This window comes from Nocardiopsis tropica (genome assembly GCF_042660575.1).
GTDB classification, from domain to species: Bacteria; Actinomycetota; Actinomycetes; order Streptosporangiales; family Streptosporangiaceae; genus Nocardiopsis; species Nocardiopsis tropica.
Genome location: NZ_JBHSUF010000004.1, coordinates 220,565 through 247,511 on the forward strand (window position 1 = coordinate 220,565; position 26,947 = coordinate 247,511).

Annotated in this window: 17 protein-coding genes and 1 pseudogene; 13 read left to right on the forward strand and 5 right to left on the reverse strand. The window is 74.4% G+C overall.

Annotated elements, in window-relative coordinates:
* Window positions 1-141: 141 nt before the first annotated feature.
* On the reverse strand, window positions 142-1,215 hold the full coding sequence (locus tag ACFQBR_RS08530; protein WP_267949792.1) for an alkene reductase: 1,074 nt from the start codon (window positions 1,213-1,215) through the stop codon (window positions 142-144).
* Window positions 1,216-1,325: 110 nt separating this feature from the next.
* Here ACFQBR_RS08530 and ACFQBR_RS08535 point away from each other — a divergent pair, with 110 nt between their 5' ends.
* From ACFQBR_RS08535 to ACFQBR_RS08590, 12 genes are all read left to right on the forward strand, one after another.
* Window positions 1,326-1,703, forward strand: a complete 378-nt coding sequence (locus ACFQBR_RS08535) for a MerR family transcriptional regulator (protein ID WP_267949791.1) — start codon at window positions 1,326-1,328, stop codon at window positions 1,701-1,703.
* A 229-nt stretch (window positions 1,704-1,932) separates the two neighbouring features.
* Complete coding sequence (locus tag ACFQBR_RS08540) at window positions 1,933-2,736, forward strand: alpha/beta fold hydrolase (RefSeq protein ID WP_344177245.1); 804 nt, start codon at window positions 1,933-1,935, stop codon at window positions 2,734-2,736.
* A gap of 820 nt (window positions 2,737-3,556) precedes the next feature.
* A complete protein-coding gene (locus tag ACFQBR_RS08545; protein WP_344177248.1) occupies window positions 3,557-7,891 on the forward strand; it encodes a ThuA domain-containing protein in 4,335 nt (1,444 codons plus the stop codon).
* 179 nt (window positions 7,892-8,070) lie between these two features.
* The gene (locus tag ACFQBR_RS08550; protein WP_344177250.1) at window positions 8,071-8,814 is read left to right on the forward strand and encodes a hypothetical protein; all 744 of its coding nucleotides are present in this window, start codon (window positions 8,071-8,073) and stop codon (window positions 8,812-8,814) included.
* Window positions 8,815-8,861: 47 nt separating this feature from the next.
* A complete protein-coding gene (locus ACFQBR_RS08555) occupies window positions 8,862-10,019 on the forward strand; it encodes an inositol-3-phosphate synthase (protein ID WP_344177252.1) in 1,158 nt (385 codons plus the stop codon).
* Window positions 10,016-10,894 (forward strand): SCO3242 family prenyltransferase, encoded by an 879-nt coding sequence (locus ACFQBR_RS08560; RefSeq protein WP_352982724.1) that lies wholly within the window; start codon window positions 10,016-10,018, stop codon window positions 10,892-10,894. The genes ACFQBR_RS08555 and ACFQBR_RS08560 overlap by 4 nt, the downstream gene beginning before the upstream one ends.
* Window positions 10,891-11,745 carry a sugar phosphate isomerase/epimerase family protein gene (locus tag ACFQBR_RS08565; protein ID WP_344177256.1) on the forward strand — a complete coding sequence of 285 codons (855 nt, stop codon included), beginning with the start codon at window positions 10,891-10,893 and terminating at the stop codon, window positions 11,743-11,745. The genes ACFQBR_RS08560 and ACFQBR_RS08565 overlap by 4 nt, the downstream gene beginning before the upstream one ends.
* Window positions 11,742-12,410: an EboA domain-containing protein gene (locus ACFQBR_RS08570; RefSeq protein WP_344177259.1), complete on the forward strand. Its 669-nt coding sequence runs from the start codon at window positions 11,742-11,744 to the stop codon at window positions 12,408-12,410. Before ACFQBR_RS08565 ends, ACFQBR_RS08570 begins: the two co-directional genes overlap by 4 nt.
* Entirely contained in the window at window positions 12,410-13,285 is an 876-nt protein-coding gene (locus ACFQBR_RS08575) for a TatD family hydrolase (protein WP_267949783.1), read from the forward strand. The genes ACFQBR_RS08570 and ACFQBR_RS08575 overlap by 1 nt, the downstream gene beginning before the upstream one ends.
* Window positions 13,282-14,448, forward strand: coding sequence for a metabolite traffic protein EboE (gene eboE / locus ACFQBR_RS08580; protein WP_344177262.1), 1,167 nt, complete (start codon window positions 13,282-13,284; stop codon window positions 14,446-14,448). Before ACFQBR_RS08575 ends, eboE begins: the two co-directional genes overlap by 4 nt.
* Window positions 14,449-14,474: 26 nt before the next feature.
* Window positions 14,475-15,878, forward strand: a complete 1,404-nt coding sequence (locus tag ACFQBR_RS08585) for a nucleotide pyrophosphatase/phosphodiesterase family protein (protein WP_344177265.1) — start codon at window positions 14,475-14,477, stop codon at window positions 15,876-15,878.
* Window positions 15,879-16,067: 189 nt separating this feature from the next.
* Window positions 16,068-16,226 carry a hypothetical protein gene (locus tag ACFQBR_RS08590; protein WP_267949780.1) on the forward strand — a complete coding sequence of 53 codons (159 nt, stop codon included), beginning with the start codon at window positions 16,068-16,070 and terminating at the stop codon, window positions 16,224-16,226.
* Between the two features lie 300 nt (window positions 16,227-16,526).
* Here the strand turns inward: ACFQBR_RS08590 and ACFQBR_RS08595 are convergent, their stop codons facing one another.
* Window positions 16,527-17,837, reverse strand: coding sequence for a hypothetical protein (locus tag ACFQBR_RS08595; RefSeq protein ID WP_344177269.1), 1,311 nt, complete (start codon window positions 17,835-17,837; stop codon window positions 16,527-16,529).
* A gap of 254 nt (window positions 17,838-18,091) precedes the next feature.
* Here ACFQBR_RS08595 and ACFQBR_RS08600 point away from each other — a divergent pair.
* Window positions 18,092-18,295 (forward strand): annotated as a pseudogene (locus ACFQBR_RS08600) (hypothetical protein); the annotation flags it as partial.
* A gap of 129 nt (window positions 18,296-18,424) precedes the next feature.
* Here the strand turns inward: ACFQBR_RS08600 and ACFQBR_RS08605 are convergent.
* The 3 genes from ACFQBR_RS08605 to ACFQBR_RS08615 all read right to left on the reverse strand — a co-directional run bounded on the left by ACFQBR_RS08605 (window position 18,425) and on the right by ACFQBR_RS08615 (window position 26,944).
* Window positions 18,425-18,667: a hypothetical protein gene (locus ACFQBR_RS08605; protein ID WP_344177274.1), complete on the reverse strand. Its 243-nt coding sequence runs from the start codon at window positions 18,665-18,667 to the stop codon at window positions 18,425-18,427.
* Between the two features lie 285 nt (window positions 18,668-18,952).
* The gene (locus tag ACFQBR_RS08610) at window positions 18,953-19,162 is read right to left on the reverse strand and encodes an MbtH family protein (protein WP_267949778.1); all 210 of its coding nucleotides are present in this window, start codon (window positions 19,160-19,162) and stop codon (window positions 18,953-18,955) included.
* A 54-nt stretch (window positions 19,163-19,216) separates the two neighbouring features.
* A complete protein-coding gene (locus ACFQBR_RS08615) occupies window positions 19,217-26,944 on the reverse strand; it encodes an amino acid adenylation domain-containing protein (RefSeq protein WP_378552718.1) in 7,728 nt (2,575 codons plus the stop codon).
* Between the last annotated feature and the right edge of the window lie 3 nt (window positions 26,945-26,947).

Genomic DNA, 26,947 nt, shown 5'->3' on the forward strand with positions numbered 1-26,947 from the left:
CATCCTGCCGTGGGGGCGGCCCCTGCGGGCGCCCTTTCCGGACATCGGCGCGGTGGGCCCCGCCCCCGCCCGCCGCAGGGCGTCGCGGCGGCCGGGGCCGCGCCCCGGGCGGGGGCGGCCGGCGCCGCGCCGGCGCCCGGATCACGCGCTGTACCGGTAGGCCGGGTAGGTGAGGTACCCCTGGTCGCCGCCCTGGTAGTAGACGGCCTCGTCGACCGGCTCGACGGGCAGTCCGGCACGGAGGCGCTCGACCAGGTCGGGGTTGGAGATGAAGGCGCGGCCGAAGCTGATCAGGTCGGCTCCCAGTCCGAGCCAGCGGTCGGCCGCGGCCCGGTCGACCTGCTCGGGTCCCATGGGCACGGACGGGTTCATGATCAGGGTCGAGGGCCAGGCACGGCGCAGGTCCAGCAGGAGCTCGTCGGGGGCGGTGGCCTCCAGGTGGACGTAGGCCACGCCGAGCCGGGCCAGCTCCCGCAGCAGGGCGGCGTAGAGCTCGGGCACGTCGGTCTCGGAGGCCCCCCAGAAGGCCGAGCCCGGCGAGAGCCGGACACCGGTCCGGTCCGCGCCCACGGCGTCGGCGGTCGCGGCCGCCGCCTCGACGGCGAACCGGATCCGGTTGGCCACCGACCCCCCGTAGACGTCCGTGCGCAGGTTGGCCTCCGAGGAGAGGAACTGCGAGATGAGGTAGCCGTTGGCCCCGTGCAGCTCCACCCCGTCGAACCCGGCCCGCACGGCGCGCCGGGCCGCCTCCGCGTAGGAGTGCGCCTGCGGGGCCACCTCCTCCGTCTCCAGCGCGCGCGGCACCGGCGCCGGCTGAGGACCGGCCGGGGTGAACACGTCACCCACGGCGGCGACGGCCGAGGGGCCGACCGGCCGCGTTCCGGTGGTGTCGGGGTGCGAGACCCGGCCGCCGTGCATGATCTGGGCGAAGATCCGCCCGCCGTTGGCGTGGACCGCGTCGGTCACCGGCCTCCAGGAGGCCGCGGCCTCCTCGGTGTGGAGACCCGGCGTGCCGGGGTTGGACCGGCCGACCGCGTTGGGGTGCGCCCCTTCGCCGATGATGAGGCCGGCGGTGGCCCGCTGGGCGTAGTACGCGGCCATGGAGGGGGTCGCCGTCCCGTCGGCGGCGGCGCGCACGCGGCTCATCGGGGCCATCACCACCCGGTTGGGCAGGGTCAGGCCGCCGAGCCGGTACGGCTGGAGAAGTGCGGTCACGGGAGGACTCCTTCGCGTTCTGTGAAGCGGGGTGGGTACGGTGGCTACGCTAAAACCTGACATCTATGTGAGGGGCAAGTGCTGTGTCACAGGTCACGACAAGGGAAGCCATGAGGATCGGGGAGCTCGCGGCACGGAGCGGTGTGAGCATCCGGCTGCTGCGCTACTACGAGGAGCAGGGGCTGCTCAGGAGCACGCGCAGCGCCGCCGGGCAGCGGCACTACACCGACGACGCCGTCGAGCGCGTGGCGTTCATCCGCAGGCTGCTGGCCGCCGGGGTCTCCAGCCGGGTGATCGCCGAGGTGCTGCCCTGCGCCGAGACGCCCGGCGAGGAGACCTTCGACAGCGCGATGCGGCGCATGGAGCTGGAGCGCGCCCGGATCACCGGGGAGATCGGCGACCTGGTGCGCAGACGGGAGGCGCTCGACGCACTGGTGGCCGAGGCGCACGAGTACCGGAGGCGGCTCGTCGCGAGCGGCCCGGTCTGAACCGTCGGCCCCCCTCGGCGCCCCGGCCGCGCCGATCGGGGCGCCGGTGCGCGCAGCGCCCCGGCCGCACCGGCTCCGGAACGCGGCGGCGGCCCGGAACCGCCCTGTAGCGTGGAGAGCCGGGGCGGCGGCCTCCGCCCCGGCCGCCGCGCCGGGTCCCGGCCGGACCGACCAGGCCCTCCACCGCCACCGGGACCGTACGCCCCCGACCCGAGGAACCGGACGCCCCATGATCGCCCAGACCCCCGTCACCCTGAACGGGCGCGCCTTCAGCTACCTCGACTTCGGCGGGGGCGGCGTCCCGCTGATCGCCCTGCACGGGACGTTCGGCCGCGCCGCCTCCTTCGCCGGCCTCGCGCCGTACCTGGCCCCGGACTTCCGGGTCATCGCCCTCGACCAGCGCGGCCACGGGCTCTCCGAGCACGGCGGCGACCTCGGCCGCGACGCCTTCGTCGGGGACGCGGCCGCGTTCCTGGAACACCTCGGCGCCGGCCCGGCGATCGTCCTCGGCCATTCCCTCGGCGGGGTGACCGCCTACCAGCTGGCGGCACGCCGCCCCGAGCTGGTGCGCGCCCTGGTGGTGGAGGACATCGGGGCCGTCACGGACGCCTCCGAGGTCGAGAACCCGGTGTTCGACACCACCTCGTGGCCGACGGCCTTTCCGGACCGGGAGGCGCTGGCGGAGTTCCTCACCCGTCAGGGCGTGCCCGCGCTCGGGTACTTCACGGACAGCGCCTACGAGCACGACGGGACCTGGCGCCTGCGGTTCGACCACCGGGACATGCTGGCGGCCCAGCAAGGCAACACCGGGGACTTCTGGGCCGACTGGCTGGGCTCGGACTGTCCCGCCCTGCTCCTCCGCGGCGGCCTGAGCCCGCTGCTGTCGGCCCAGCAGGCCGGTGAGATGGCCGAGCGCCGGCCCGGTACCCGGCTGCGGGTGCTGCCGGGATGCGGGCACTGGGTGCACCGCGACGACCCGTCGGGCTGCGCCCTGGCCGTGCGGGACTTCCTGCGCACGGTCCCCGCCGCCTGATCCCCGGATCCGTCCGGTCCCGGTCGCCGGAGCCGGCGGCGGGACCACGGCGGCGGGGCCGCGCGCCTCGCACCAGTCCCCCGGCCGCGGTCCGCTCGCGCCCGTCCGCCACCCCTCCGTCTCCTCCGTCCAGGCCGGTACGGGCACGTCGTTCCGTTCCGCCGCCGGCGCGGGGACGCCGGTGGGCACCCCGCCGCCCTCGGAGCGAAGGAGCGGGGCGGGCCGGGCCCGCCGGGTGGACTCCGGGTCCGGGGCGTGCCACGGGCGCGTTCACGAAGGCGTGGGCGCGCGTGTCCCCGTTCCCTGAGCGCCGCCTCTATTGGACGTCCGGACCCTACCTATTGAGACCTGCACTGACAACTTCTGCTTGACGATCGACATAAGACCGACGTACGGTTCGAGGCAGCCAGGTGAGGCAGATCACAAACCCGGGTGATGTGGTGTCTCCGGACCGTCGGCATGGCCTTCACCGGTCACGAAGAGCTGTACCCCCTGCACCAAGCGGAGTCCGGCGGGGACCACCCGCCGGAACCCCCCTCCACGACGTGGACGGGGCGCCGGCGGACCGGGTCGCCGACGCCCGGCCACCGCGCCGCCCGACCACGACGAGGTCTGCGAGGAAAGGAGCCGGTATGGGCTGAGGCCGATGAGGCGGCACACCCCCGCTTCCCGCACCTGATAGCAGGAACTCCCCGTCAGCCCACCGGTCACAGCCACACGGCCCCCACCGGGCCGCGCGACCGCCGGGCCGCCCCTGCCGTCGGCGCCGGCACGCCGCACGGACTCATCGATTCGCTCCCACCCCCAGGTGAGGTTCCGTATGAAGAAGAGACCCCTGCTGACACTGGGCGCACTCGCGGTCGGCGTCACCATGGCGCTGACCGTGACCGCACCGGTCGCGCACGCGGACGAGACCGGCGAGGACGCGTTCTCCACGCTGATCTTCTCCAAGACCACCGGCTTCCGTCACGACTCGATCCCCCACGGCGTCGCGCTCGTCGAGGCGCTCGGCGAGGAGCACGGCTTCAGCACCGAGCACACCGAGGACTCCTCGGTGTTCAACGACGAGGACCTGGCCGCCTACGACGCGGTGATCTGGCTCTCCACCACGGGCGACGTGCTCGACGAGGACGAGCAGGCCGCCTTCGAGCGCTACGTCCAGGACGGGGGCGGCTTCGTCGGCGTCCACTCCGCCTCCGACACCCACTACGACTGGGAGTGGTACGGCGACCTCGTCGGCGGCTACTTCTCCAGCCACCCGCCGGGCACGCAGGACGCCCGGGTCGTGGTCAACGACAGGGTCCACCCCTCCACCGAGCACCTCCCGGCCAGCTGGGAACGCCACGACGAGTGGTACGACTTCGACCTGTCCCCCCGCGGCGACGTGCACGTCCTGGCCGGACTCGACGAGGACTCCTACGCGGACCAGGTCGATCCCGGGGGCCAGATGGGATGGGACCACCCGATCGCCTGGTGCCAGGCCTACGACGGCGGCAGGTCCTGGTACACCGGCGGCGGCCACACCGTCGAGTCCTACTCCGAGCCGGAGTTCACCGAGCACCTGCTCGGCGGCCTGCGGTGGGCGGCCGGGGCCGCCGAGGGCGACTGCGGCGCCACGCAGTGGGACAACTTCGAGAAGGTCACCCTCGCGCAGGGAGAGGGCGCCGTGGGCGAGCCCATGGGCCTGGCGGTCCTGCCCGACGGCCGCGTCATGCACATCACCCGCGACGGCGAGGTGCGGCTGTGGTCCCCGGACACCTACACCACCGAGCTGATCGCCCAGGTGCCGGTGTACAACCACGACGAGGACGGGCTACAGGGCATCGCCCTGGATCCGGACTTCGAGGAGAACGGGTGGGTGTACCTGTACTACGCGCCCGTGATCGAGGGCATCCCGCCGGGTGAGGCGCCCGCGGACGGCTCGCCGGAGGACTTCGAGCCCTACGAGGGCCACAACAACCTCTCCCGCTTCCAGTTCGCCGACGGGGACTCCCCCGCCCTGGAGCTGGACAGCGAGCAGGTCCTGCTGGAGGTCGGGACCGACCGGGGCATGTGCTGCCACGTCGGCGGCCACATCGACTTCGACTCCGAGGGCAACCTCTACCTGGCCACCGGCGACGACACCAGCGCGTTCGGGTCGGACGGCTACACGCCGATCGACGAGCGCGAGTCGCGCAACCCCGCCTTCGACGCCCAGCGCAGTTCGGCCAACACCGCCGACCTGCGCGGCAAGCTGCTGCGGATCACGCCCACCGACGACGGCGGCTACGAGATCCCCGAGGGCAACCTCTTCCCGCCGGAGGAGTACAGCGGCGAGCAGACCCGGCCCGAGATCTACGCCATGGGCCTGCGCAACCCGTTCCGGTTCACGGTGGACGAGGAGGACGGGACCGTCTACCTGGGCGACTACGGGCCCGACGCCAACGAGCCCGACCCGGACCGGGGGCCGCAGAACACGGTCTCCTGGCACGCCATCTCCGAGCCCGCCAACATCGGCTGGCCCTACTGCATCGGTAACAACAGCGCGTTCGTCGACCACGACTTCGCGTCGGGGACCTCCGGGGAGGCGTTCGACTGCGCCGCTCCGGTCAACGACTCCCCGCGCAACACCGGGCTGGAGGAGCTTCCCCCGGTCACGCCCGCCTCGATCTGGTACAGCTACGAGGAGTCGGAGGAGTTCCCGCAGCTGGGCACGGGCGGCGGCGCCCCGATGGGCGGTCCGGCCTACCGGTTCGACCCCGAGCTGGAGTCGGACACCAAGTGGCCCGAGTACTACGACGGCATCCCGCTGTTCTACGAGTGGGACCGCGACTGGATCAAGCAGGTGCACCTGGGCGACGACGGCGACGTCCTGGACATCACCGAGACCGTCCCCGACATCAGCCTGGCCAACCCCATGGACATGGAGTTCGGCCCGGACGGCTCCCTGTACGTGCTGGAGTACGGGTCCGGCTACTTCGGCGGGGCCGCGGACTCGGCTCTGTCGCGCATCGACTACACCGGCGGCGGGACCACCCCGGTCGCCGACATCAGCGCCTCCGCGACCTCGGGACCGGCCCCGCTGGAGGTGGAGTTCTCCGCGGAGGGCTCCCACCACCCCGGCGGCCTGCCCATGGAGTACGCGTGGTCGTTCGGCGACGGCGGGACCTCCGGCGAGGTCTCGCCCACCCACACCTTCGAGGAGGCGGGCCAGTACACGGTCGTGCTGACCGCGACCGACGCCGAGGGGCGCACCGGGACGGCCACCACGACCGTCACCGCGGGCAACACCGCGCCCGACGTCTCCTTCCGGGCCCCGCAGGACGGCCAGTACTTCCACTGGGGCGACGAGATCCCCTTCACCGTGGACGTGGAGGACGCCGAGGACGGCTCGGTCGGCGCGGGCATCGACTGCGGCGACGTGGCGGTCACGGCCTCGCTCGGCCACGACCGGCACGCCCACCCGTGGACCCAGTACGACAGCTGCGAGGACGTCAGCCTCACCGAGGTCGACGGCGGCCACGGGCACGACATGAACATCTTCTGGGCGTTGCAGGCCGAGTACACCGACTCCGGCGGGGACGGGGCGCCCGCCCTCACCGGAAGCGACGGGATCACGCTCAAGCCCGCACGGACGCAGGCCCAGTACTTCACCGACAGCCAGGGGGTCCGGACCGAGCCCACCGAGGACGCCGAGGGCGGCCTGGTCAACGTCAGCCACATCGGCTACGGCGACTGGACCTCCTACGAGACCACCAACCTCGTCGGGGTCGAGCAGATGGAGTTCCGTGTCGCCTCCGCGGGGGCGGGCGGAGCGATCGAGGCACGCATGAACGCTCCCGACGGTGAGCTGCTCGGCAGCGTCGACGTGCCCTCCACCGGCGGCTGGCAGGAGTGGACCGACGTGACCATGGACGTCGCCGACCCCGGCGAGACCTTCACGCTGTACCTGGTCTTCACCGGTGAGGACACCTCCGCCGAGGACAGCCTGTTCAACCTCAACTACTTCGAGGCGGTCCTGGACGGCCACGGGGGGCACGGCCCTCAGACCGAGCTGACCAGCCCGCAGGACGGCGCGGTCTTCGAGGAGGGCGAGGACGTCCCCCTCTCCGCCGAGGTCGCCGACCGCTCCGGGTCCGGAATCGAGAAGGTGGAGTTCCTCGTGGACGGCGAGGTCGTCGCCACGGTGGCCGAGGACCCCTACCAGGCAGTCTGGCAGGGGGCCGCCGAGGGCGAGTACGAGGTCAGCGCCGTGGCCACGGACGGCGACGGCAACACCGGCGCCTCCGGCACCGCCACCGTCACGGTCGAGGCGGGCGACGCCGAGCCGCCGGAGTGCGCCCCGCCCGAGGCCGAGGACGGCTACACCCCCCTGTGGGACGGCGCGTCGCTCGACGGGTGGACCATGGCGGGCCCGGGCGGCTTCGACGTCGTCGACGACGGCGACGGCTGCGCCCTGGAGACCCGGGGCGGCATGGGGCTGCTCCGGCACGAGACGGAGTGGGAGTCCTACCGGCTGAAGCTGGACTTCCTCGCCTCCGAGGAGTCGGACAACTCCGGTGTCTTCGTCGGCTTCCCCGACCCCGGGGACGACCCCTGGGTCGCCGTCGAGGAGGGCTACGAGATCCAGATCGACGGCTACGGCGCGCCCGACGGCGACCCGGTCCACCGGACCGGTGCCGTCTACGGCTTCCAGGCGGCCGACTCCCACCCCGCGCGGGTCGGCGAGTGGAACGAGATGGAGATCGAGGTGGCCGACCCGGTGATCCGCGTGTGGATCAACGGGGAGCTGGTGAACGAGTTCGAGAGCACCGACCCGGCACGTGACCTGTCCTCGGGCCACATCGGGTTGCAGAACCACGGCGAGGCCGACCGGGTGCTCTTCCGCGACGTCCTGGTCCAGGAACTGGACGCGGTCGAACCGGTCACGTTCGCCGAGGTCCACGAGCGCATCGACGCCCTAGAGGACGACGGCGCGCTGACCAGGTCCGAGGCGCGCCGGCTGATCCCCCAGCTGGAGCTGGCCGAACACCACCTGAACGTCGGCCGTAACGGGCAGGCCGCACACGCCCTGAACCGGTTCGTCGAGGTGGCCGAGGCGGTCGCCGACGACGCTGCCAGGGAGGAGCTGCTGGAGCTGGCCGACAGGCTGCGTCCCCTCATCGACGACGAGTGACGGGACGCCTCCGGCGGACGCCGCCCCCTCCCCCGGGGGACGGGCGTCCGCCGAAGGCCCCCTGACCACGGCGGGGCCGGTTCCGGCCGGCCCCGCCACCCCCGCGGTGGCGCCCCGACGGCGAGAACCACGACGTCGCGGCGCCGGGCCCACACGTACGACGAGAAGAAGGTGCCACGGTGTCCGCCAAGAAGGACCGCTCCTCCCCCGACACGCACCGCGAGGCGGCAAAGGCCCCCTCGCCCAAGCTCACCTGGGGGCTGACCGCCGGATCCGTCCTGGTGGTCGCCGCCCTGGTCGCCGTCCTCGTCCTCTCCTTCACCGGGGACGACCGCACCGCCCCCGACCCGGCGCGCGTCGCCGAGCTCCAGGCCTCCGCGCAGGAGCGCGACCGCGCACAGGTCGACCAGCTCGTCGAGCGCGCCGGAGCCGCGCACGAGGTGCTGGTGCCCGTGGTGGAGAGCCTGGACGCGGCCGTCCCGCCCGACGGTTCCACCCCCGTCGGGGACGCCCCCGACGACGGGGAGATCGACTCCTGGCTGACCACCGTCCACGACGCGGCCGGGCACTTCGAGGACGCCCCCTCCGGGAACACCGGCCACAACGTCGCGTACGCGGGGCTGTCCAACGCCGTGGACCTGCTGGGCTCCGCGGTCGTGGCCTACTCCAACGCGGAGCGCGCGCAGGACGCGCAGCAGGCGGAGCTGCTGGAGCTGGCCGGGGACCTGCGCACCCAGGCGGTCCGCGGCTGGTCGGTGGCGGCCACCCAGCTGGACATGGTCAGTGTGGAGTCCGGCCACGGCCACATCCACCTGTACCTGCCCGCGGCGCCCGGCAGCGGCGCGCTCGGCCCCGACGGCGCACAGCCCGGCGAGGGCGGCGGCGCGCCCGGGGAGGGCGGCGGCGACAGCGGCGACCGGTGACCACACCGTTCCCGGAACGCTCGAAGGCACGGAGAAGGGAGCATGCGTTGACGCGAGTCGGAGTATGGCTGATCGGGGCACGGGGGTCGGTGGCGACCACCGCCGTCCTGGGGGCCCTCGCGGTGCGGTCCGGCGCCGCCGGGCGGACGGGGTGCGTGACCGAGCGGCCCGAATTCGCCGGGGCGCGCCTGCCCGGGATCGGTGACCTGGTCTTCGGCGGCCACGACGTGTCCGAGACCGGCCTGCGCGAGAGCGCCGAGCGGCTGGCCGGTGCGGGGGTGCTGTCCGCCCACCTGCCGCCGGCCCTCGCCGACGGGTTGGACCGGACCGAGCGCGGTCTGCGCCGGGGCCTGGACGACGTCTGCGGCGGCGTCCGGCGCGGGGACGTGGACCGCCTGGAGGCCGACCTGCGGGAGTTCTCCGAGCGTGAGGCGCTCGAACGCGTCGTGGTGGTGGACCTGTCCAGCACCGAGCCCCGGCCCGGCGCGTACGCCGAACACACCGACGCCGACGCGCTGGAGGCGGCCCTGGACACCGGGACCGCGCGGATCCCGGCCAGCTCCGCGTACGCGTACGCGGCCCTGCGCGCGGGCTGCGCGTTCGTGGAGTTCACGCCCAACACCGGACCCCGGCTGCCCGCCCTGGCGCGGCTCGCCGACCGCTCGGGCGTGCCGTGGGCCGGCTCCGACGGCAAGACCGGGGAGACCCTGGTCAAGAGCGCGCTCGCGCCGATGTTCGCCGCCCGGGCGCTGCACGTGCGCTCGTGGTCGTCGGTCAACCTGCTCGGCGGCGGCGACGGCGCCACCCTGGCCGACCCGGCCAACGCCGAGAGCAAGCTCGCGTCCAAGGCCCGGGGGCTGGAGCACATGCTCGGCCACGGGCCGGACGGGCCCCTGCACATCGACTACGTCCCCGACCTGGGGGACGCCAAGGTCGCCTGGGACCACGTCTCGTTCGAGGGGTTCCTGGGGGCGCGGATGTCCCTGCAGTTCACCTGGTCGGGCTACGACTCCGCGCTGGCGGCGCCCCTGGTGCTGGACCTGGCGCGGCTGGCCGCCCACGCCCACCGGCAGGGCCGGAGCGGCCCCCTGCCGGAGCTGGCGTTCTTCTTCAAGGACCCCGTGGGCACCCGCGAACACGGCCTCGCCGAACAGTGGCGGGCCCTGACGTCCTGGTGCGCGGCACCGGTGGAGGAGGCCGAATGAGAGCACGCGACCTGGCGAGGCTGGTGCGCCTGCCCGCGGCGCTGAGCGTTCCCGGCGACACCCTGGCCGGCGCCGCGGCGGCGGGGGGCCTGCGCGGACCCGGGGCCTGGGCGCTGCCCGCGGCCTCGGTCTGCCTGTACTGGGCGGGCATGGCCCTCAACGACTACGCCGACCGGGAGGTGGACGCGGTCGAGCGCCCCGAACGCCCCATCCCCTCCGGGGCCGTGCTCCCCGGCGAGGCCCTGGCCGTCGCCTCGGGGCTGACCGTCACGGGCGTGGGCCTGGCCGCGGCGGCGGGCGGACGCCGGGCCGCAGGGGTGGCCACGGCCCTGGCCGCCACCGTGTGGGGCTACGACCTCCTCCTCAAGCAGACCCCGCTGGCCCCGCTGGGCATGGCGGCGGCCCGGGGGCTGGACGTGCTGCTGGGCGCGGGTGCGCGTCCCGCCGACGCGGCCGGGCCCGCGCTGGCGCTGGCCGTCCACACGCTCGGGGTGACCGCCCTGAGCCGGGGCGAGGTGCACGGGACACGGCCCGCCGTCGCGGCGGGGTCGCTGCTGTGCACCCTGGCCGCCGCCGCGCTCGCCGCCGCGCCCGCCCGGCCCGCCCGCAGGCGTGCGGCGGGCGGTACCCCGGAGAGGGCCCTGGCGGGGGCGCTCGCGGGGCTCTTCGCGGTGAGGGTGGGCTCCGCCCAGGTCAGAGCGCTGGTCGAGCCCGAGGCGCACAACGCCCGCGCGGCGACGGGTGAGGGGATCCGGGGCATGATCCCGCTCCAGGCGGCCCTGCTGGCCCGGCACGGCGCGCCGGGCACCGCGTGCGCGCTCGTCCTCGGCGCGCCCGTGGCGGCGCGGGCGTCCGAGGCGGTGTCGTTCACTTGAGGTTCGGATACGGCACCAACGGCTTCCGGGACCACCGGCTGGACGACGCGCTCGCCCTCCTCGCCGACCTCGGCTACGAGGGGGTGGGGCTGACGCTGGACCACCCGCACCTGGACCCCTTCGCCCCGGACGCCTTCGCGCGCACGGCCCGGATCGGCCGGCGGCTGTCGGAGCTGGGCCTGGCGGTGGTCGTGGAGACCGGCGCCCGCTACCTGATGGACCCGCGCCGCAAGCACGAACCCACCCTGGTCTCCGACGAGGGCGCCGGGCGGCGTGTGGACCTGCTGTGCCGCGCCGTGCGCATCGCCGAGGACCTGGGGGCCGAGGCCGTCTCCTTCTGGTCGGGCGTCCTGCCCGCGGGGGTGGACCGGGCGCAGGGCTGGTCGCGGCTGACCTCGGGCGTGGAACGGGTCCTGGCCGCCGCCGACGACCACGGTGTGGACTGCGCGTTCGAGCCCGAGCCCGGCATGTTCGCCGAACGGGTGGCCGACGCGCTGGAGCTGCGCGGCAGGCTCGGCGACCCGCCGCGCCTGCGGCTGACCGTCGACGTCGGGCACGGCGTGTGCAACGAACCGGACGGCCCCGAGGGCGCCGTCCGGCGCGCCGGGGCCCTGATCGCCAACGTCCAGCTGGACGACATGCGGCCGGACGTCCACGAGCACCTGGAGTTCGGCGACGGGGAGATCGACCTGCCCGGCGTCCTGGGCGCCCTGGAGGAGGTCGGCTACCGGGGCCTGGCGTCGGTGGAGCTGCCCCGCCACGGGCACGCCGCCCCCGTGGTGGCCGAGCGGTCGATCCGCGCGCTCTCCCGAGCCCTGGCCGCCTCCCGTGCCCGGAGGGCGGAGGCGTGAGCGGGCGGTACGCCTTCCTGGACACGGCCGAGGCGCGCGAGGCCCTCGCCTCCCGGGTCGCGCAGATACGGGAGCGGCCCGCCCTGATCGCCGTGCTCTTCCCCGCTGCTGCCCGGAGCGTGGCGCGGGGGCCGGGCCCGTCCGGCGACCCCGACGGGGTGGCCGGGCCGACCCTGGAGGACATGGTGCGCGTGGAGCTGCTGGCGGCGCTGGCCGGGGCCCTGGCCCCGCCGGAGCTCACCCAGGAGGTCCGCGACCTGTACCACCACGGTGACGCGGGTGAGCGGCGCGCCGTCCTGCGGGGCCTGGACGTGCTCGACACCGGCCGGGAGGAGCTGGCCGGCGCGGCGCGCGAACTGCTGGCCGACGCGATGCGCACCAACGACACCCGGCTGATCGCGGCGGCGGCCTCCAGCGCGGCGACGGCCCTGCTCGACGCGGACTCCTGGCGCCAGGGCGTCCTCAAGTGCCTGTTCACCGAGGTGCCGCTGGGGTCGGCGGCCGGGGTGCCCGAGCGGGCCGACGCCGAGCTGGCGCGCATGTGCGCCGACCACGCCGAGGAGCGGGCCCTGGCGGGCCGGGAGGTCCCCACCGACGTCCACCTCGTGCTGCGCCACTTCCCCGACCAGGCCGCCCGCCTGGACACCCGACGAACGGAGGCGTGATGCGTATCTTCGACCCGCACATCCACATGACCTCACGGACCACCGACGACTACGAGGCGATGCACGCGGCAGGGGTTCGCGCCCTGGTGGAGCCGGCGTTCTGGCTGGGCCAGCCCCGGACCGGGGTGAGCTCCTTCCGCGACTACTTCGACGGCCTCGTGGGCTGGGAGCGCTTCCGGGCCGAGCGGTTCGGGATCCGCCACCACTGCGCGATCGCGCTCAACCCGAAGGAGGCCAACGACCCCCGCCTGCACGGGGTGCTGGACCTCCTCCCCCGCTACCTGGCCAAGGACGGCGTCGTGGCGGTCGGGGAGGTGGGCTTCGACTCCCGGACCTCGGAGGAGGAGAAGGCCTTCCGCCACCAACTGGAGCTGGCCGCAGAGTTCGGGCTGCCCGTCCTGGTGCACACCCCGCACCGCGACAAGGTGGCCGGGACCCGCCGCACCCTGCAACTGGTCGCCGAGTCCGGCATCCCGGCCGAGCGGGTGCTCGTGGACCACCTCAACGAGGCCACCGTGGCGATGGTGCACGACTCGGGGTGCACGCTGGGCTTCTCCATCTACCCCGACACCAAGATGAGCCCGGAGCGCATGGTCCGCGTCCTGTCCGAGTGGGGCCCGGAACGGATGGTGGTCAACTCGGCCGCCGACTGGGGCCGCAGCGACCCGCTCGCCACCCTGCGCACCGGCGAGGCCATGCTCGCCGCGGGCTTCACCGACCGGGACGTCGAACGCGTCCTGTGGGACAACCCCGTCGAGTTCTACGGACGCAGCGGTCGCCTGCTGCTGGACGACGTGCCCGGGGCCGACCGCACCGCGACCTACTCCGGCAACTCCGTCCTGCGCGGCGAGCGTGCGGACGGGGGTGCCGCGTGAGGCTGCGCCACCCCGACGGCACGGTCGTCCACCTCGCCTACTGCACCAACGTGCACCCGGCCGAGGACCTGGACGGCGTCCTGCGCCAGATCCGCGTCCACGGCGGCGGCGTGCGCGAGGCCCTGGGCGCGGACCGGCTCGGCCTGGGACTGTGGCTGCCCGCCCCGCTGGCCCGAGAGCTGGCGGCGGATCCGGGGCTGACCGACCGGCTGCGCGCGGAGCTGGCGTCCGCGGGGCTGGAGACGGTGACCCTCAACGCCTTCCCCTACACCGGGTTCCACGCGCCCGTGGTCAAGCACGCCGTGTACCGACCCGACTGGACCGACCGGGCCAGGCTGGACTACACGGTGGACTGCGCCAGGGTGCTGGCACGGCTGCTCCCCGACGACGCCGTACGGGGCAGCGTCTCCACCCTCCCCCTGGCCTGGCGCGCGCCGTGGGACCCCGGCCGCCTCGCCACCGCCCGCGCGCACCTGGACGAGCTCTCCGCGGCGCTGGAGGACCTGGCGCGGCGGGAGCGCCCGGTACGGGTGGGGCTGGAACCCGAGCCCGGGTGCGTCGTCGAGTCCACCCGTGACGCGGCCCGGCTCCTGGCGGACCCGCCGCCGCACCTGGGCGTGTGCCTGGACACCTGCCACCTCGCGACGGCCTTCGAGGAACCGGGGGCGGCCCTGGACAGGCTCTCCGCCGCGGGCCTGCCCGTGGTCAAGGCCCAGGCGTCGGCGGCCGTGGAGGTCCCCGACCCCGCCGCCCCGGCCGCCCGCCAGGCCCTCGCCGCCTTCACCGAGGACCGCTTCCTGCACCAGACGCGCGTCCGCGGCGAGGACGGGGCGCGGGAGGGCCGCGACGACCTGCACGAGGCCCTGGGCGGCGCCGACCCCCTGCCCGGGGACGCGCCCTGGCGCACCCACTTCCACGTGCCCCTGCACGCCCCCGCCGCCGCCCCGCTGCGCGGGACCACCGACCACCTCACCGACACCCTGCGCCGCCTCCTGGGCCCCGGCGGCGCGCGCACCGACCACGTGGAGGTGGAGACCTACACCTGGTCGGTGCTGCCCGAGGCGTCGCGCCCCACCGACGGAAAGGGGCTCACCGAGGGCATCGCGGCCGAGGTGGCCTGGGCCCGCGACCGCATGACCGACCTCGGCCTGACCGTCCTCTGACCCCCGCGAGACGAAGGGACACCCGCATGCCGACGGAGGAACCGCGCCTGCTCGTCGTCAACGCGGTCGGGCTCACGCCCCGGCTGCTGCGACACGCGCCCCGACTGCGCGCCATGGCCGAGAAGGGCTGGCAGGCCCCGCTGGAGACCGTCCTGCCCGCCGTCACCTGCACCGTCCAGTCCACGTTCCTGACCGGCCTGACCCCGGCCGGGCACGGCGCCGTCGGCAACGGCTGGTACTTCCGGGACCTGGGCGAGGTGTACCTGTGGCGCCAGCACAACCGCCTGGTCCGGGGTGAGAAGGTGTGGGAGACCGCCCGGCGCCGCCGGCCGGGTTTTCGCACCGCGAACGTGTGCTGGTGGTACGCCATGGGCGCCACCACCGACTGGACCGTCACCCCCAGGCCGGTCTACCACGCCGACGGGCGCAAGTCCCCCGACTGCTACACCCGTCCCCCCGCCCTCCACGACGAGCTGACGGCGGAGCTGGGCCCCTTCCCGCTCTTCCACTACTGGGGGCCGACCGCGTCGATCCGCTCCACCGAGTGGATCGTGGCCGCGACCCGCAGGCTGATGCCGCGGGCCGACCTGACCCTCTGCTATGTCCCCCACCTGGACTACGACCTGCAGCGGTACGGCCCCGGCTCGGAGCAGGCCCGTCGGGCGGTGGGCGACCTGGACGCGGCCCTGGCGCCCCTGTTGGACGACGCCGAGCGCTCGGGCGCCGCCGTGATGGTCCTCAGCGAGTACGGCATCACCCCCGCGAACAGGCCCGTGCACGTCAACCGGGTGCTGCGGGAGGCCGGACTGCTGGAGGTCCACACCCAGCACGGGATGGAGTACCTGGACCCGTGGGAGTCGCGCGCCTTCGCGGTGGCCGACCACCAGTGCGCCCACGTGTACGTCCGCGACCCCGGCGACGTGTCCGCGGTCGCCGGCCTCCTCGCCGGGGTGGAGGGGGTGGACCTCGTCCTGGACCGCGACGGGCAGGCGGAGCACGGGCTGGACCACGAGCGCTCCGGCGAGCTCGTCCTCGTGGCCGACCCGGGCGCCTGGTTCACCTACTACTACTGGCTGCACGACGGGGCGGCGCCGGACTTCGCGCGGGGCGTGGACATCCACCGCAAGCCGGGCTACGACCCCGCCGAGCTCTTCCTCGATCCCGCGGACCCGTTCGTCAAGGCGCGCGCGGCGGCCAACCTCGTGCGCAAGAAGGCCGGTCTGCGCTACGCCATGAACGTGGTCCCGCTCGACCCGGGCTGTGTGCGCGGCACCCACGGGCGCGCGCACGGGGACCCCGACGACGGCCCCCTGGTGCTGTGCACCGATCCCGGCTCCGCCCGGGAACGCGTCGCGGCCACCGAGGTCCGCGACCTCATACTCGGTCTCGCCGGTGTGCCGGCACCGGCGGGACCGTCCACCCTCCCCTGACCCCCGGCCGGTGCCGGCCAGGGGGTCCGACCTCCGGCTTCGTCGAGGGTGTCGGCGGCTCCGGGCGCCCGGCCCTGCCGCTCGGTCACGGTGGTCTCCCCTTGCGTGGAGACCACCGGCCGGGCGGCCTCTGCCGGTGGATGCAGGGAAGTGGCCGGACATGTCCGGTATCGGGTCTAGGGTTGGCGCATGACCGAATCGCAGGACATCCAGGCCCAGGCACGCGAAGCACTCCTCAAGAAGATCGTGGAGCTCGCTCCCGTGTCCGAGGAGGCCGAAGACGTGAAGGACCTCGCCGAGGCCTACGCGCTGATCGTCAGCACCGACGAGGAGCACGCGGGACACTAGGACGGGCGACTGCCCTCCGGGCGCCGACGGATCCTCGTCGGCGCCTTCGTCGTCCCCGGGGTCCTGACCGCCGACGAGAACGGCCGCGAGCGGGGAACGACGGCCGGGCTCCCGACCGAGGGCAGGTCGGTTCCCTCGCCCGCCCGGGACGATCCCCCACCTGCGTGGGGTTCACTGTGACAGGGCGCTACAGACAATCGAGCGGAACGGTCCATCCCCACGTGCGTGGGGCTCACAAGGTCGCCCCTGCCTGTACTGCTACACCCGCCTTCGGTGACAGAGCAGGGCTCGAGCCGGTCGTCAATGGACGCTGCGCGGCTGCGGGCTCACCACCTCCTCCGTGGAAGGCTGCGGCACCCGTACCGGCGGGGCACCCTCGGGTGCGTGCTCGCCGGTCAACTGGTCGGGATCGGGCACCTCGGCCAGGCCCGTGCCGTGGCTCACCGACCGGATGGCCTCCTCGTCGGCCCGGCTGTCCATCTCCGAACGCGACTTGGGGCTGTTGTCCACGACGGTATAGCGCAGCCCGGCGTTGAACGCCACCGGGTTGCGGTCGTCATCGGAGCAGAAGGAGTGCTCGGAGTCGTTGCGCACCGCGTAGATCACGTGCTTCTCCACGTACATCGCCGTGACGTAGCCTGCCGGGGCGCCTCCCTCGACCGTCACCGACTGCTCGTACATCTCGGTGTTGGAGAAGGACTGCTCATAGCCCAGGGTCTTGGTGGCCGAACCGGTGACCTTGATGCCCACGCCCTTGACCTCCACACCGGCCTCGAAGCCCACGGTGACGCCCACGCTCTCGGTGTAGGCATCGGTCTTGGTCTTGCTGATGCCCCAGCCGACCGTCTTGGTGATCTTGCCCCCTTCTTTGGCCCCGCGCAGGTCCAGGGAGGCCACGAAGGAGTAGGAGCGGCGCCGGCGCAGCGTGTAGGTGGGCGAGTTCTGCACGATCCAGGACGCTGAGCGGGTCTTGTCCTTGACCGCGACGCACGGCACGACCGTTTCGCGGTCGATGACCGGGTTCTGCTCGGAGGGGATGTTGTCGGGGTCCTTGATCTCCGGCCGAACCAGGTTTCCGCCCTTGGTGGCCGTGGCCGGCAGGTTGAGGACGTAGACGTCACCCGGGTCTTCCCCGATGTCCTTGTTCTGCCACTTCCCGCAGCTCCAGAAGCCGGGGTCGGGTGCGACCATCACGCTGTTCTTCTCGATGATCTGGGTGGGCCGCTTGGTGCGCAGCGCGGCGGCTCCATACATTCCGTAGTACTCGTAGTACTTCTCGCCGAGCACGGCGTAGGCGACACCGTTGATCTTCTCCTTCACGCACGCTACCTGGTCCTTGGAGACATCGTCGTTGTCGGCCACGTCGGAGAAGATCCGGTACCCGGCGGGCGGTGTGCCACGGTAGTCGTTGCTGCTGTCTTCGATCTTGCGCCAGCTCTCAGCGGACTTGACCGCCTCGGTGGCGCTGTTGGTGGACTTGAGCCAGGTGGTGATGAGGTGTTTATGGATCTTGCCGGTCAGGCAGTAGTAGTCCGATCCGGGGCTCGTGGTCTCACCGGTGGAGAAGACCACGGTGATCTCACCGAAGGCGTGTTCCTTGGAGTAAGGCACGGTTGCCTCCTGCTGTCGCGTGCGTGGGCGCCTCCGCCGGGCCGGTGCGGAGTAGACGGCTGAGGAGCGCGTTGGATACCTGTGCAGCCCTAGCCGGACACGGGCCCTTCGAAGCGGCAGTTGTGGAGTGTTCGCCCAGGCTTTGCCGCAGGGTGTGCTTGGTGCAGAGGCCCATGTATTCGTGACCTCTGGATCGTTGATGGGAAATCCCTGAACCTGCTGCGGGCATGACGAAGGGCGTCGAGGATCGGTGTGTGAAGACTGACCTTGACGCCCTTCTGACAGCACTCTACGTCCATCTGGACGACGGCGTGATCCCTTCGGCGAACCGACCCCGCCTGCTCACCGACGCCGAACGGGTGTGCGTGGCCACCGCCCAGGTCCTGCTGCGCCATGATTGCGAGCAGCACTGGAGGCGGGCCGTACCAGCATGGGTCGGCCATCTCTTGCCGCGCCTGCACAGCCGACGTGCGTGGGGCTCACTGCACCTTCAGCACCGTTGACGGCGCGAGGCCCGGTCCATCCCCACGTGCGTGGGGCTCACACGTCACCACCTGCGACAACGCGGGGCGTTATCTCCGCGAGACCTACTGGAAGGCGTTCCGCCCTGTGGCGGCGCTCCCCCGCGGCCGCGTCCTGCCCGGCCCCCGACGGTCCGCGTCGGCGGATCGGCGCCGCCTCGCGCAGCCACGCAGAACCGCGCCCGTGGACGGCCACGCCACCAGCTCCGTGAACGGGCGGGTGACCACCCACGTGGCGAGGGGGTGGTGGTCCAGGTCGACGGCCCCGCCGCTGCCGAGCACGTACCCGAGGAACCGGTCCGCTTCCACAGCGGTGTCCGACTGCTCCCGCGGTCGGGTCGTGGCTCCGAGCCTGCGCAGCAGGTGCCGCAGCCGGAGGCAGGGCCCTCGTCGACCCGTCGACCGGAGACCTCACCCGTGCGCTGGACGACAGGCCCGCCGCTACCGCTCTGGTGCTGTCCTCCGCTTTCTCGAAGATCCTCCACCAGGTCCTCGAAGCACCGACCCGGGAGGCCGGGGCACGCGCGGCGGGACGCGCGGAACGCGGCTCCCGGGGACACTTCCCGGTCACCGGCTCCGCGCGTCCCGGCGCGGTCAACCCTCCTGCGCGGCGATCAGGCTCGCCGGACGCAGGTCGGTCCACTCGCGCTCCACGTACTCCAGCGCCTCGGCCCGGGAGGTCTCGCCCTGGGCCACCCGCCACCCCCGGGGCACCTCGGCGAAGGCGGGCCACAGGGAGTGCTGTCCCTCGTCGTTGACCAGCACCAGGAAACGGCCGTCCTCGTCGTCGAAGGGGTTGCTCACGTCGATCGTTCTCCTTTGTCGTCGTGGGTCTCGCGCGCCGTTCGCGCGACACCGTCAGCGCGCGCGGCGGTCCCGCGCGCGTCCGCGTCCGGTCTCGCGCACGAGTGCGCGCAACCGCTCGGCGTACTCGTCGGCCAGGGCCCGGACCGTCGCGGTCCGGTGCCGGTGGACCGAGTAGGTCCAGGAGAGCTCCAGTCGCTCCCCGACCACCGCGCCGGTCACGTCGAACAGGCTGGTGCGCTCCTCGTCCGGGGCGTGGTCGCACGGCGGCAGGGGCAGCGGACGGCCCACCGGCCCCTCACCCCGGTCGCCGAAGCGCCCCAGGTAGTTGAAGGTCACCGGCGGCTCGGGCATCGCGACCAGTGCCGCGGGGGCCCGCCCCCCGGCCAGCTCCCGCAGCGCCCCGAAGCCGATCCCGTCCGGGGCGGCCCGACGCCGCCCGCGCGCGACGGCGATCGCCCCGGCGGTGTCGGCGTCCGCGGGGACCTCCAACAGCACCGGGTGGATCGCGGTGAACCAGCCCACCGTGCGGGACAGGTCCACGTCGTCGAACAGGTCCTCGCGCCCGTGCCCCTCCTTGGCCACCAACAGGCGGGGGGAGCCGCTCCAGCCGGTCAGCACCTTCGCCAGCGCGCCGAGCAGGACGTCGTCGATGCTGCTGCGCAGGTTGCCGGGCACCCGGCGCAGCAGGACCGCGGTCTCCTCGGCCGACAGGGAGGCCGTGAGGACCCGCTGCGAGGCCACGTCGTTGGGTCCGGAGTCCGACTCCACGGGAAGGCGCGCGTCCGCGGCCCGGGCCGCCAGGTCGGACCAGTGGTCGGCGTCCCCGTCGAAGGCCCCCCGGGCGGTGTGCTCCCCGAGGCGGCGGGCCCACTCCGGGAACGGCGTGGTGGGCGCGCCCAGGTCCACCTTCTCGCCCCGGTCCAGTTGTCCGTAGGCGGTGGCCAGGTCCTCCAGCAACACCCTCCAGGACACGGCGTCGACCACCAGGTGGTGCGCCGACAGCAACACCCGCGGGGACCGGCGGGGACCGGCGTCGAACACCACGGCCTCGAACAGCGGCCCCCGTGCGAGCCGTTCGGCGTGGCGTGCGCGCAGCGCCTCGCGCTCCACCGCCCGCTCCAGCTCCTCGCCGTCCACCCGCACCACCCGGGCACGGTGGGGCGTGTCGGCGTCCAGGTGCCCGTGCGGTCCGTCCCCGGCGTCGACGACCCTCAGGCGCAGCATGTCGTGGTGGGCGGGCAGGCTGTCGGCGGCCCGCGCCCACAGGTCGGGATCGGTGCCCTCGGCGACCTCGAACAGCAGCGACATGTCGAAGTGCTCGGGGCGGCGGGTACGGGTGCGGAAGAACCAGCGGTCCACGGGGGTGGGCGGGACGGGGCCGGTGACCGGGGTCCGCACGCCGGTGTCGCCGGTGGTCCCGCCCCGGTCGGCCGCGGCGGCCAGGCCGGCGACCGTCTGGTGCAGGAAGGCGTCGCGGGTGGTGACGTTCCACCCCGCCTCGCGCACGCGCGAGACCAGCTGGATGCTCAGGATCGAGTCGCCGCCCAGGGCGAAGAAGTTGTCGTGGCGTCCCACGTCCGCCACGTGCAGCAGCTCCGACCAGATCCGCGCCAGCGCCTGCTCGGTGGCGCCGCGCGGTGCCGTGCCCTCCCGCGCCCGCTCGGCGGGCTCGTCCGGTTCGGGCAGCGCCGCCCGGTCCACCTTGCCGTTGGCGTTGAGGGGGATGGCCCGCAGGGGCACCACGGCCCCCGGGACCATGTAGTCGGGCAGGGTCTCGCGCAACCGCTCGCGCACGTCCGGCAGGTCCGTCCTCCCCTCCTCCCGGGGAACCACGTAGGCGACCAGACCGCGTGCCCCCGAGGCGGCGCGACGGACCTGGACGGTGGCCTGCTCCACGTCGGGCAGACGCAGCAGGGCCGCCTCCACCTCGCCCGGCTCGATGCGGAACCCGCGCAGTTTGACCTGGGAGTCGGCGCGACCGGTGTACTCCAGCTCCCCGGAGTTGTTCCAGCGGACCAGGTCGCCGGTGCGGTAGAGCCGACCGCCGTCGCCGAAGGGGTCGGCCACGTACCGTTCGGCGGTCGGGGCCGGTCGGCCGTGGTAGCCGCGCGTGACCCGCCCGCCCACGTACAGCTCGCCGATCGCGCCCACCGGCACCGGCCGCAGGCGCTCGTCCAGCACGTGCAGCCGCGTGCCGTCCAGGGGACGGCCGATCGGCACCGGGTCGGGGGTGGCGCCCTCGCGGGGCAGCGCGTGGTGGGCGGCGAAGGTGGTGGTCTCGGTGGGTCCGTACCCGTTGGCCACCGTCGTGTCCGGGCAGGCGCGCCGCACCAGTTCCACCGCGTGCGGGCTCGCCGCCTCGCCACCGGTGACGACCTGCTCCATCCCCGCGAAGCAGGAGGGGTCCTGGGCGGCGTAGAGGTTGAACAGCGCCGCGGTGACGAAGGTGGCGCTGACCCCGTGCCCGGAGACCAGCGCGGCGAAGCCGTCCGCGTCCAGCCGGCCCGGCGGGGCCACCACGACGGTGCCGCCGGTCAGCAGGGCCGCCCAGATCTCGTAGGTGGCGGCGTCGAAGGCGTGCGAGGAGTGGAAGAGCGTGCGCCGGGCGTGCCCGCCCGACCAGCGCCGGTCCGCCGCCAGGCGCACCACGTCGGTGTGGGTCACCGCCACGCCCTTGGGCGTCCCGGTGGAACCCGAGGTGTACATGACGTAGGCGAGCTGGTCGGGGTGGGCCCGGTCCAGGCCCTCGACGGGGGCGCCGGCGTCCGGCACGGGGTCGAGGGCGTCGACCGATACCGCCGGGACCGCGGAGGGCGCCCGGGAGGCGCAGGCCGCGTCGGTGACCACGCACGGGGCCCCGGTCCCGGAGACCAGGAGGCGGACGCGTTCGGCGGGGTCGTCGGGGTGCACGGGGACGTAGGCGCCCCCGGCGCGCAGCACGGCGAGCATCGCGGTGACCACGTGCGGACCCCGCTCCAGGAGCAGGGGCACGGGGGTCTCGGGCCCCACCCCCAGCGAGCGCAGCCGTACAGCCAGGGCCGCCGAGGCCCGGTCGAGTTCGGCGTAGGTCATCGCCACGCCGGGTCCCGCCAGGGCGGGTGCGTCGGGCCGGGCGCGCGCCCGCTCGCCGAACACCGCGGGCACCGACGCCGGCGGGTGCCCGGGGGCGCCCGTGCTCCAGGAGCGCAGGGCCTCGGCCTCGTCCGGCGCGGGTGCGGGGTCCAGCTCCCGCACGGGCGCCTGCGGGGCACGGGAGAGCAGGTCCAGGGTGGCGGCCAGGTGGTGGGCGATCCGGTCGGCCGTGCGGGCGTCGAACAGGTCGGTGTCGTACTCCACCGCGCCCAGCAGCCGCCCGTCCTCCTCGGCGAACTCCACCGTCAGGTCGAACTGGGTGTGCCGGTGGGCGACGGCGTGGGGGCGCGCGTCGAGGCCGTCCGCCTTCCAGGGGGCGCCCGGTGTGTTCCGCAGCGTCACCAGGGCCTGGACCAGGGTGGGGCGGGAGGGGTCGCGCTCCTGCCCGGTCGCGTCCACGACCGTGTCGAAGGGGACCTCGCCGTGCTCGAACGCGGCCAGGACGGTCGCGCGCACGTGGGCCAGCAGCGCGGAGGCCGGCGCGTCGGGGTCCACCCGCAGGCGCAGGGCCACGGTGTCGACGAAGAACCCCACCACGTTCTCCAGGTCGGCGCCGTCGCGTCCGGAGGTCACCGTGCCCATCACCACGTCGTGCCGGCCGCTGTGGCGCGCGAGCGTCAGTGCGGTGGCCGCGACCAGCACCATGAACAGCGTCAGGCCGTGGTCGGACTCCAGCTCGCGCACGCGCCCGCGCACCCGTGCGGGGACCTCGAAGGAGCGCGCGGCGCCGCGGCCGCGCCGTTGGGCGGGCCGGGGCCGGTCGGTCGGCAGTTCCAGGGGCTCGACCCCGGCCAGGTGGTCGCGCCAGTACCGCAGGTGTTCCCCGAAGGCCCCCGAGCGCGCCCGTTCCTCCTGCCACACGGCCACGTCGGTGGAGCGCAGGAGCACCGGCTCCAGACCCGCGGCCCCGGGCAGTTCCCCGGCCGGGACGTGGGGCCGTTCCCGGGCGGCCCGGTAGAGCTCTCCCAGCTCCCCGACGAGCACCGACATGGACCAGGCGTCGGTGACGATGTGGTGCATGGTGATCGCCAGGACGTTGTCGCCCTCGTCCACGCGGACCAGTACCGCCCGGGTCAGGGGGCCGCGGGCCAGGTCGAAGGGCCGGGAGGCGAACTCCTCCAGCAGCGCGTCCAGCCGTTCCTCGCGCCCGCCCCCGGGCGCGCCGCCCAGGTCGACCGCGGCCAGGGGCAGGCCGGTGGCGTCGAGCACGACCTGGCAGGGCGCGCCGTCCCGGGAGGGGAAGACCGTGCGCAGCGCCTCGTGGCGCGCGGCCAGGGCGTCCAGGGCGCGCTCCAGCGCCGGGACGTCCAACGCGCCGGACAGGCGCAGCGCGCCGCCGGAGTTGTACCCGGCCCCTCCCGGCGAGTACTGGTCCAGGAACCACATCCGGCGCTGCGCGGCGGACAGGGGCGCCGGACCCTCGTGCTCCACGCGCACGGGTGCGGAGCGGTGCTCGCCGGGGCCCTCGTAGAGCTCGGCCAGCGCGGCGACGGTGGGCCGCTCGAACAGCGCCCGCAGCGGGGGGCGGGCGCCGAGCCGGTCGGCGGCGCGGGCGAGCATGCGCACCCCGCTGACGGAGTCGCCGCCCACACGGAAGAAGTCGTCGTGCACGCCGACGCGCTCCAGGCCGAGCAGGGAGCACCACACCGCGGCCAGCTCCCGCTCCGCGGTGGTGCGCGGGGCCGTGTACCCGTTCCCGGAGCGCCCGGTCCAGTCCACGGCGGGCAGCGCGCGCCGGTCGGTCTTGCCGTTGGCGGTCACCGGGATGTCGTCCAGGACGACGAAGGCCGCCGGGACCAGGTAGGAGGGCAGCGACCGGGCGGCCCGCTCCAGGGCCTCGGGGCTCGTGGCGCACCCGGGGGCGGGGACGGCGTAGGCGACCAGGCGGCGCGAGGCGCCGGTGCCGTCGGCCACCACCACGGCGCGTTCCACCTCGGGAAGGCGGGTGAGCACGTGCTCGACCTCGCCCGGTTCGACGCGGTGGCCGCGGATCTTGACCTGGTCGTCGGTGCGGCCCAGGAACTCCAGCCGTCCGCCGCGGCGCACGACCAGGTCGCCGGAGCGGTACATGCGCCCGCCCTCGGCGTCCGGGTCGGCGACGAAGCGTTCCGCGGTGGTGCCGGGCAGCCCGAGGTAACCGTGGGCCAGCCCGTCGCCGCTGATGTAGAGCTCGCCGGGGACGCCGTCGGGCACCGGGCGCAGCCACCGGTCCAGGATCCGGACACGGGTGCCCGCCACCGGATCGCCCAGGGCGGGGGCGCCCGTCCCCGAGAGCGGGGCGCTGATGGTGGTGCACACGGTGGACTCGGTGGGCCCGTAGCCGTTGTACACGGCCCGGTCGTCGCAGAAGCGGGCGATCTGCTCGCCGGGGCAGGCCTCGCCCGCCACGAGCAGGTGTTCCACCGGTCCCAGTTCCTCGGGGGACAGGCCGGGCAGGAGCGCCGGGGGCAGCGTCACGTGGGTGACGCGGTGCTCGCGCAGGGCACGGGGCAGTCCCTCGCCCATCAGGGAGGGGCGTGGCAGCAGTACCGCCGCGGCCCCGTTGAGCAGTGCCACCGTCATCTCGGCTACGGCCGCGTCGAAGCTGGGGGAGGCGAACTGGAGCACCCGGCATCCGGGGCCCACACGCATGCGCTCGCCCTGGGTGGCGGCCAGGGCGGCCAGGCCGCGGTGCGCCACCAGCACGCCCTTGGGTCTGCCGGTGGAGCCGGAGGTGTGGATGAGGTAGGCGGGGTCCTCGGGGTGCAGCGCCTCGCGCAGCGGCTCCGCCCGGGCCACGGCGGGGTCCGCCGCGTCCAGCGTCGGGAGGCCCGCGGGCAGCCGGGGGGCGGACGCGGCGTCGACGATCACGGCGCGCGGCGCGGCGTCCTCCAGGACGGTGGCCAACCGCTCGGTCGGGTACTCCGGGTCCAGGGGCACGTAGACCGCTCCCGCGTACACCGCGCCCAGCAGCGCCTCGCCCAGGGCCGTGCCCCGCTCCACGCACACCCCGACGCGGTCGCCCCGCCGCACGCCCAGCTCCCGCAGGCGACGGGCCGTGCGCGCGGCCCGGTCGTCGGCCTCGGCGAAGGAGACGGTGCGGTCCGCGTCGACCAGCGCGGGGTCCGCGGGGCGCAGCCGGGCCTGCTCCGCGAACAGGTCGGGCAGGGGCCGCGGGCGCGGGCCGGGCGCCCCGGTCCAGGCGCGTTCCGCTTCCCGGGCCCGCTCGCGGTCCGTCAGGGGCAGGGCCCGCAGGGGGCGGGGGTCCTCCGCGTCCTCCAACACCCGCACCAGGTCCGCGACCAGGCGCTCCACGGTGGCACGGTCGAACAGGGCGGTGTCGAACTCGGCCGACCCCGCGACACCGTCGGGACCGGGGCGGAACTCCAGGGTCAGGTCGAAGACCGACTGGCCGCGCCGCACCTGCACCGGTTCCGCGTCCAGGTCGCCCAGGCCCGCCTCCCCGGAGGTCCGGGCGCTCTGAAAGACCACCGCGGCCTGCACCAGCGGCGGCACCGCGGGGTCGCGTTCGGTCAGGACGGCGTCCACGACCGTGTCGAAGGGGACCTCGCCGTGGTCGAGGTCGGCGAGGAACCCGGCACGCGTCCGGTCGAGCAGTTCCGCGAAGGACAGCTCCTCGTCCACCTGTTGGCGCACGGCCAGGGTGTTGACGAAGAAGCCCGTCATCCGGTGCAGCCGCCGGTCCTCGCGCCCGGAGGTGACGGTGCCCAGCACCACGTCGGGGTTGCGGCTCCAGCGGGCGGCGGTCACCTGGGCCGCGGTCAGCAACACCGTGGACAGGTGGGCGCCGCGTCCGGAGGCCAGGCGTTCCAGGCGTTCCACCAGCGGAGCGGGCAGGGAGAAGGGCAGGGTGTCGCCCGCGCCGTCGCGCACGGCCGGCCGCGGCCGGTCGGTGGGCAGCTCCAGCACGGGGGGGTCGGCGAGTCTGCGGCGCCAGTGGTCCAGCGAGCGGGTCAGGGCGGCCCCGTCCAGGCGCGAGCGCTGCCAGGAGGCGTAGTCGGCGTACTGGGCGGGCAGCGGGTCCAGGCCGGCTGCCAGGGCGTCCGGCGCGCGGCCGGGGTCGGCGGTGGCGGCGCGGTAGAGGGTGTCCAGCTCGCCGCGGATCAGGTCCAGGGACCAGCCGTCGGTGACGATGTGGTGCAGGCACAGCACCAGCACGTGGCTGTCGGGTCCCTCCACCAGGAGCCGGCTCCGCAGCAGGGGGCCGCGCTCCAGGTCGAAGGGCAGGGCGTACTCGTGGGCCGCCCTCTCGGCGGACTCCTCGCGTCCCCCGGTCGCGGTCGTGGGGAGGTCCACCTCGTAGGGGGCGCCGACGACCTGCCGCCCCTCGCCGTCCACCTCGGTGAAGGTGGTGCGCAGGGACTCGTGCCGGTGCACCAGCGCGGTCAGGGAGCGTCGCAGCGCCCCGGCGTCCAGGTCACCGGTCAGTCTCAGGACCAGGGCGGAGTTGTAGTCGGTGCGCCCCGGCCGCATCTGGTCCAGGACCCAGAGCCGCTGCTGGGCGAAGGACAGCGCGACCGGGCGGTCACGGGGGACGCGGGGGATGTCCTGGCCGCTCCCGTCACGCGCGCGCAGGCGGCGCAGGACCTCCTCGCGGGCCTTGGCGCGGTCGAGCTCGGAAGTGTGGTCAACAGGGGCGTCGCTCATGGT

Excerpts from the sequence above, each read along its gene's own strand:
- ACFQBR_RS08535 (WP_267949791.1), top strand. The coding sequence starts at position 1,326 with ATGAGGATCGGGGAGCTCGCGGCACGGAGCGGTGTGAGCATCCGGCTG.
- ACFQBR_RS08540 (WP_344177245.1), top strand. The coding sequence starts at position 1,933 with ATGATCGCCCAGACCCCCGTCACCCTGAACGGGCGCGCCTTCAGCTAC.
- ACFQBR_RS08545 (WP_344177248.1), top strand. The coding sequence starts at position 3,557 with ATGAAGAAGAGACCCCTGCTGACACTGGGCGCACTCGCGGTCGGCGTC.
- ACFQBR_RS08560 (WP_352982724.1), top strand. The coding sequence starts at position 10,016 with ATGAGAGCACGCGACCTGGCGAGGCTGGTGCGCCTGCCCGCGGCGCTG.
- ACFQBR_RS08575 (WP_267949783.1), top strand. The coding sequence starts at position 12,410 with ATGCGTATCTTCGACCCGCACATCCACATGACCTCACGGACCACCGAC.
- ACFQBR_RS08585 (WP_344177265.1), top strand. The coding sequence starts at position 14,475 with ATGCCGACGGAGGAACCGCGCCTGCTCGTCGTCAACGCGGTCGGGCTC.
- ACFQBR_RS08590 (WP_267949780.1), top strand. The coding sequence starts at position 16,068 with ATGACCGAATCGCAGGACATCCAGGCCCAGGCACGCGAAGCACTCCTC.
- ACFQBR_RS08615 (WP_378552718.1), bottom strand. The coding sequence starts at position 26,944 with ATGAGCGACGCCCCTGTTGACCACACTTCCGAGCTCGACCGCGCCAAG.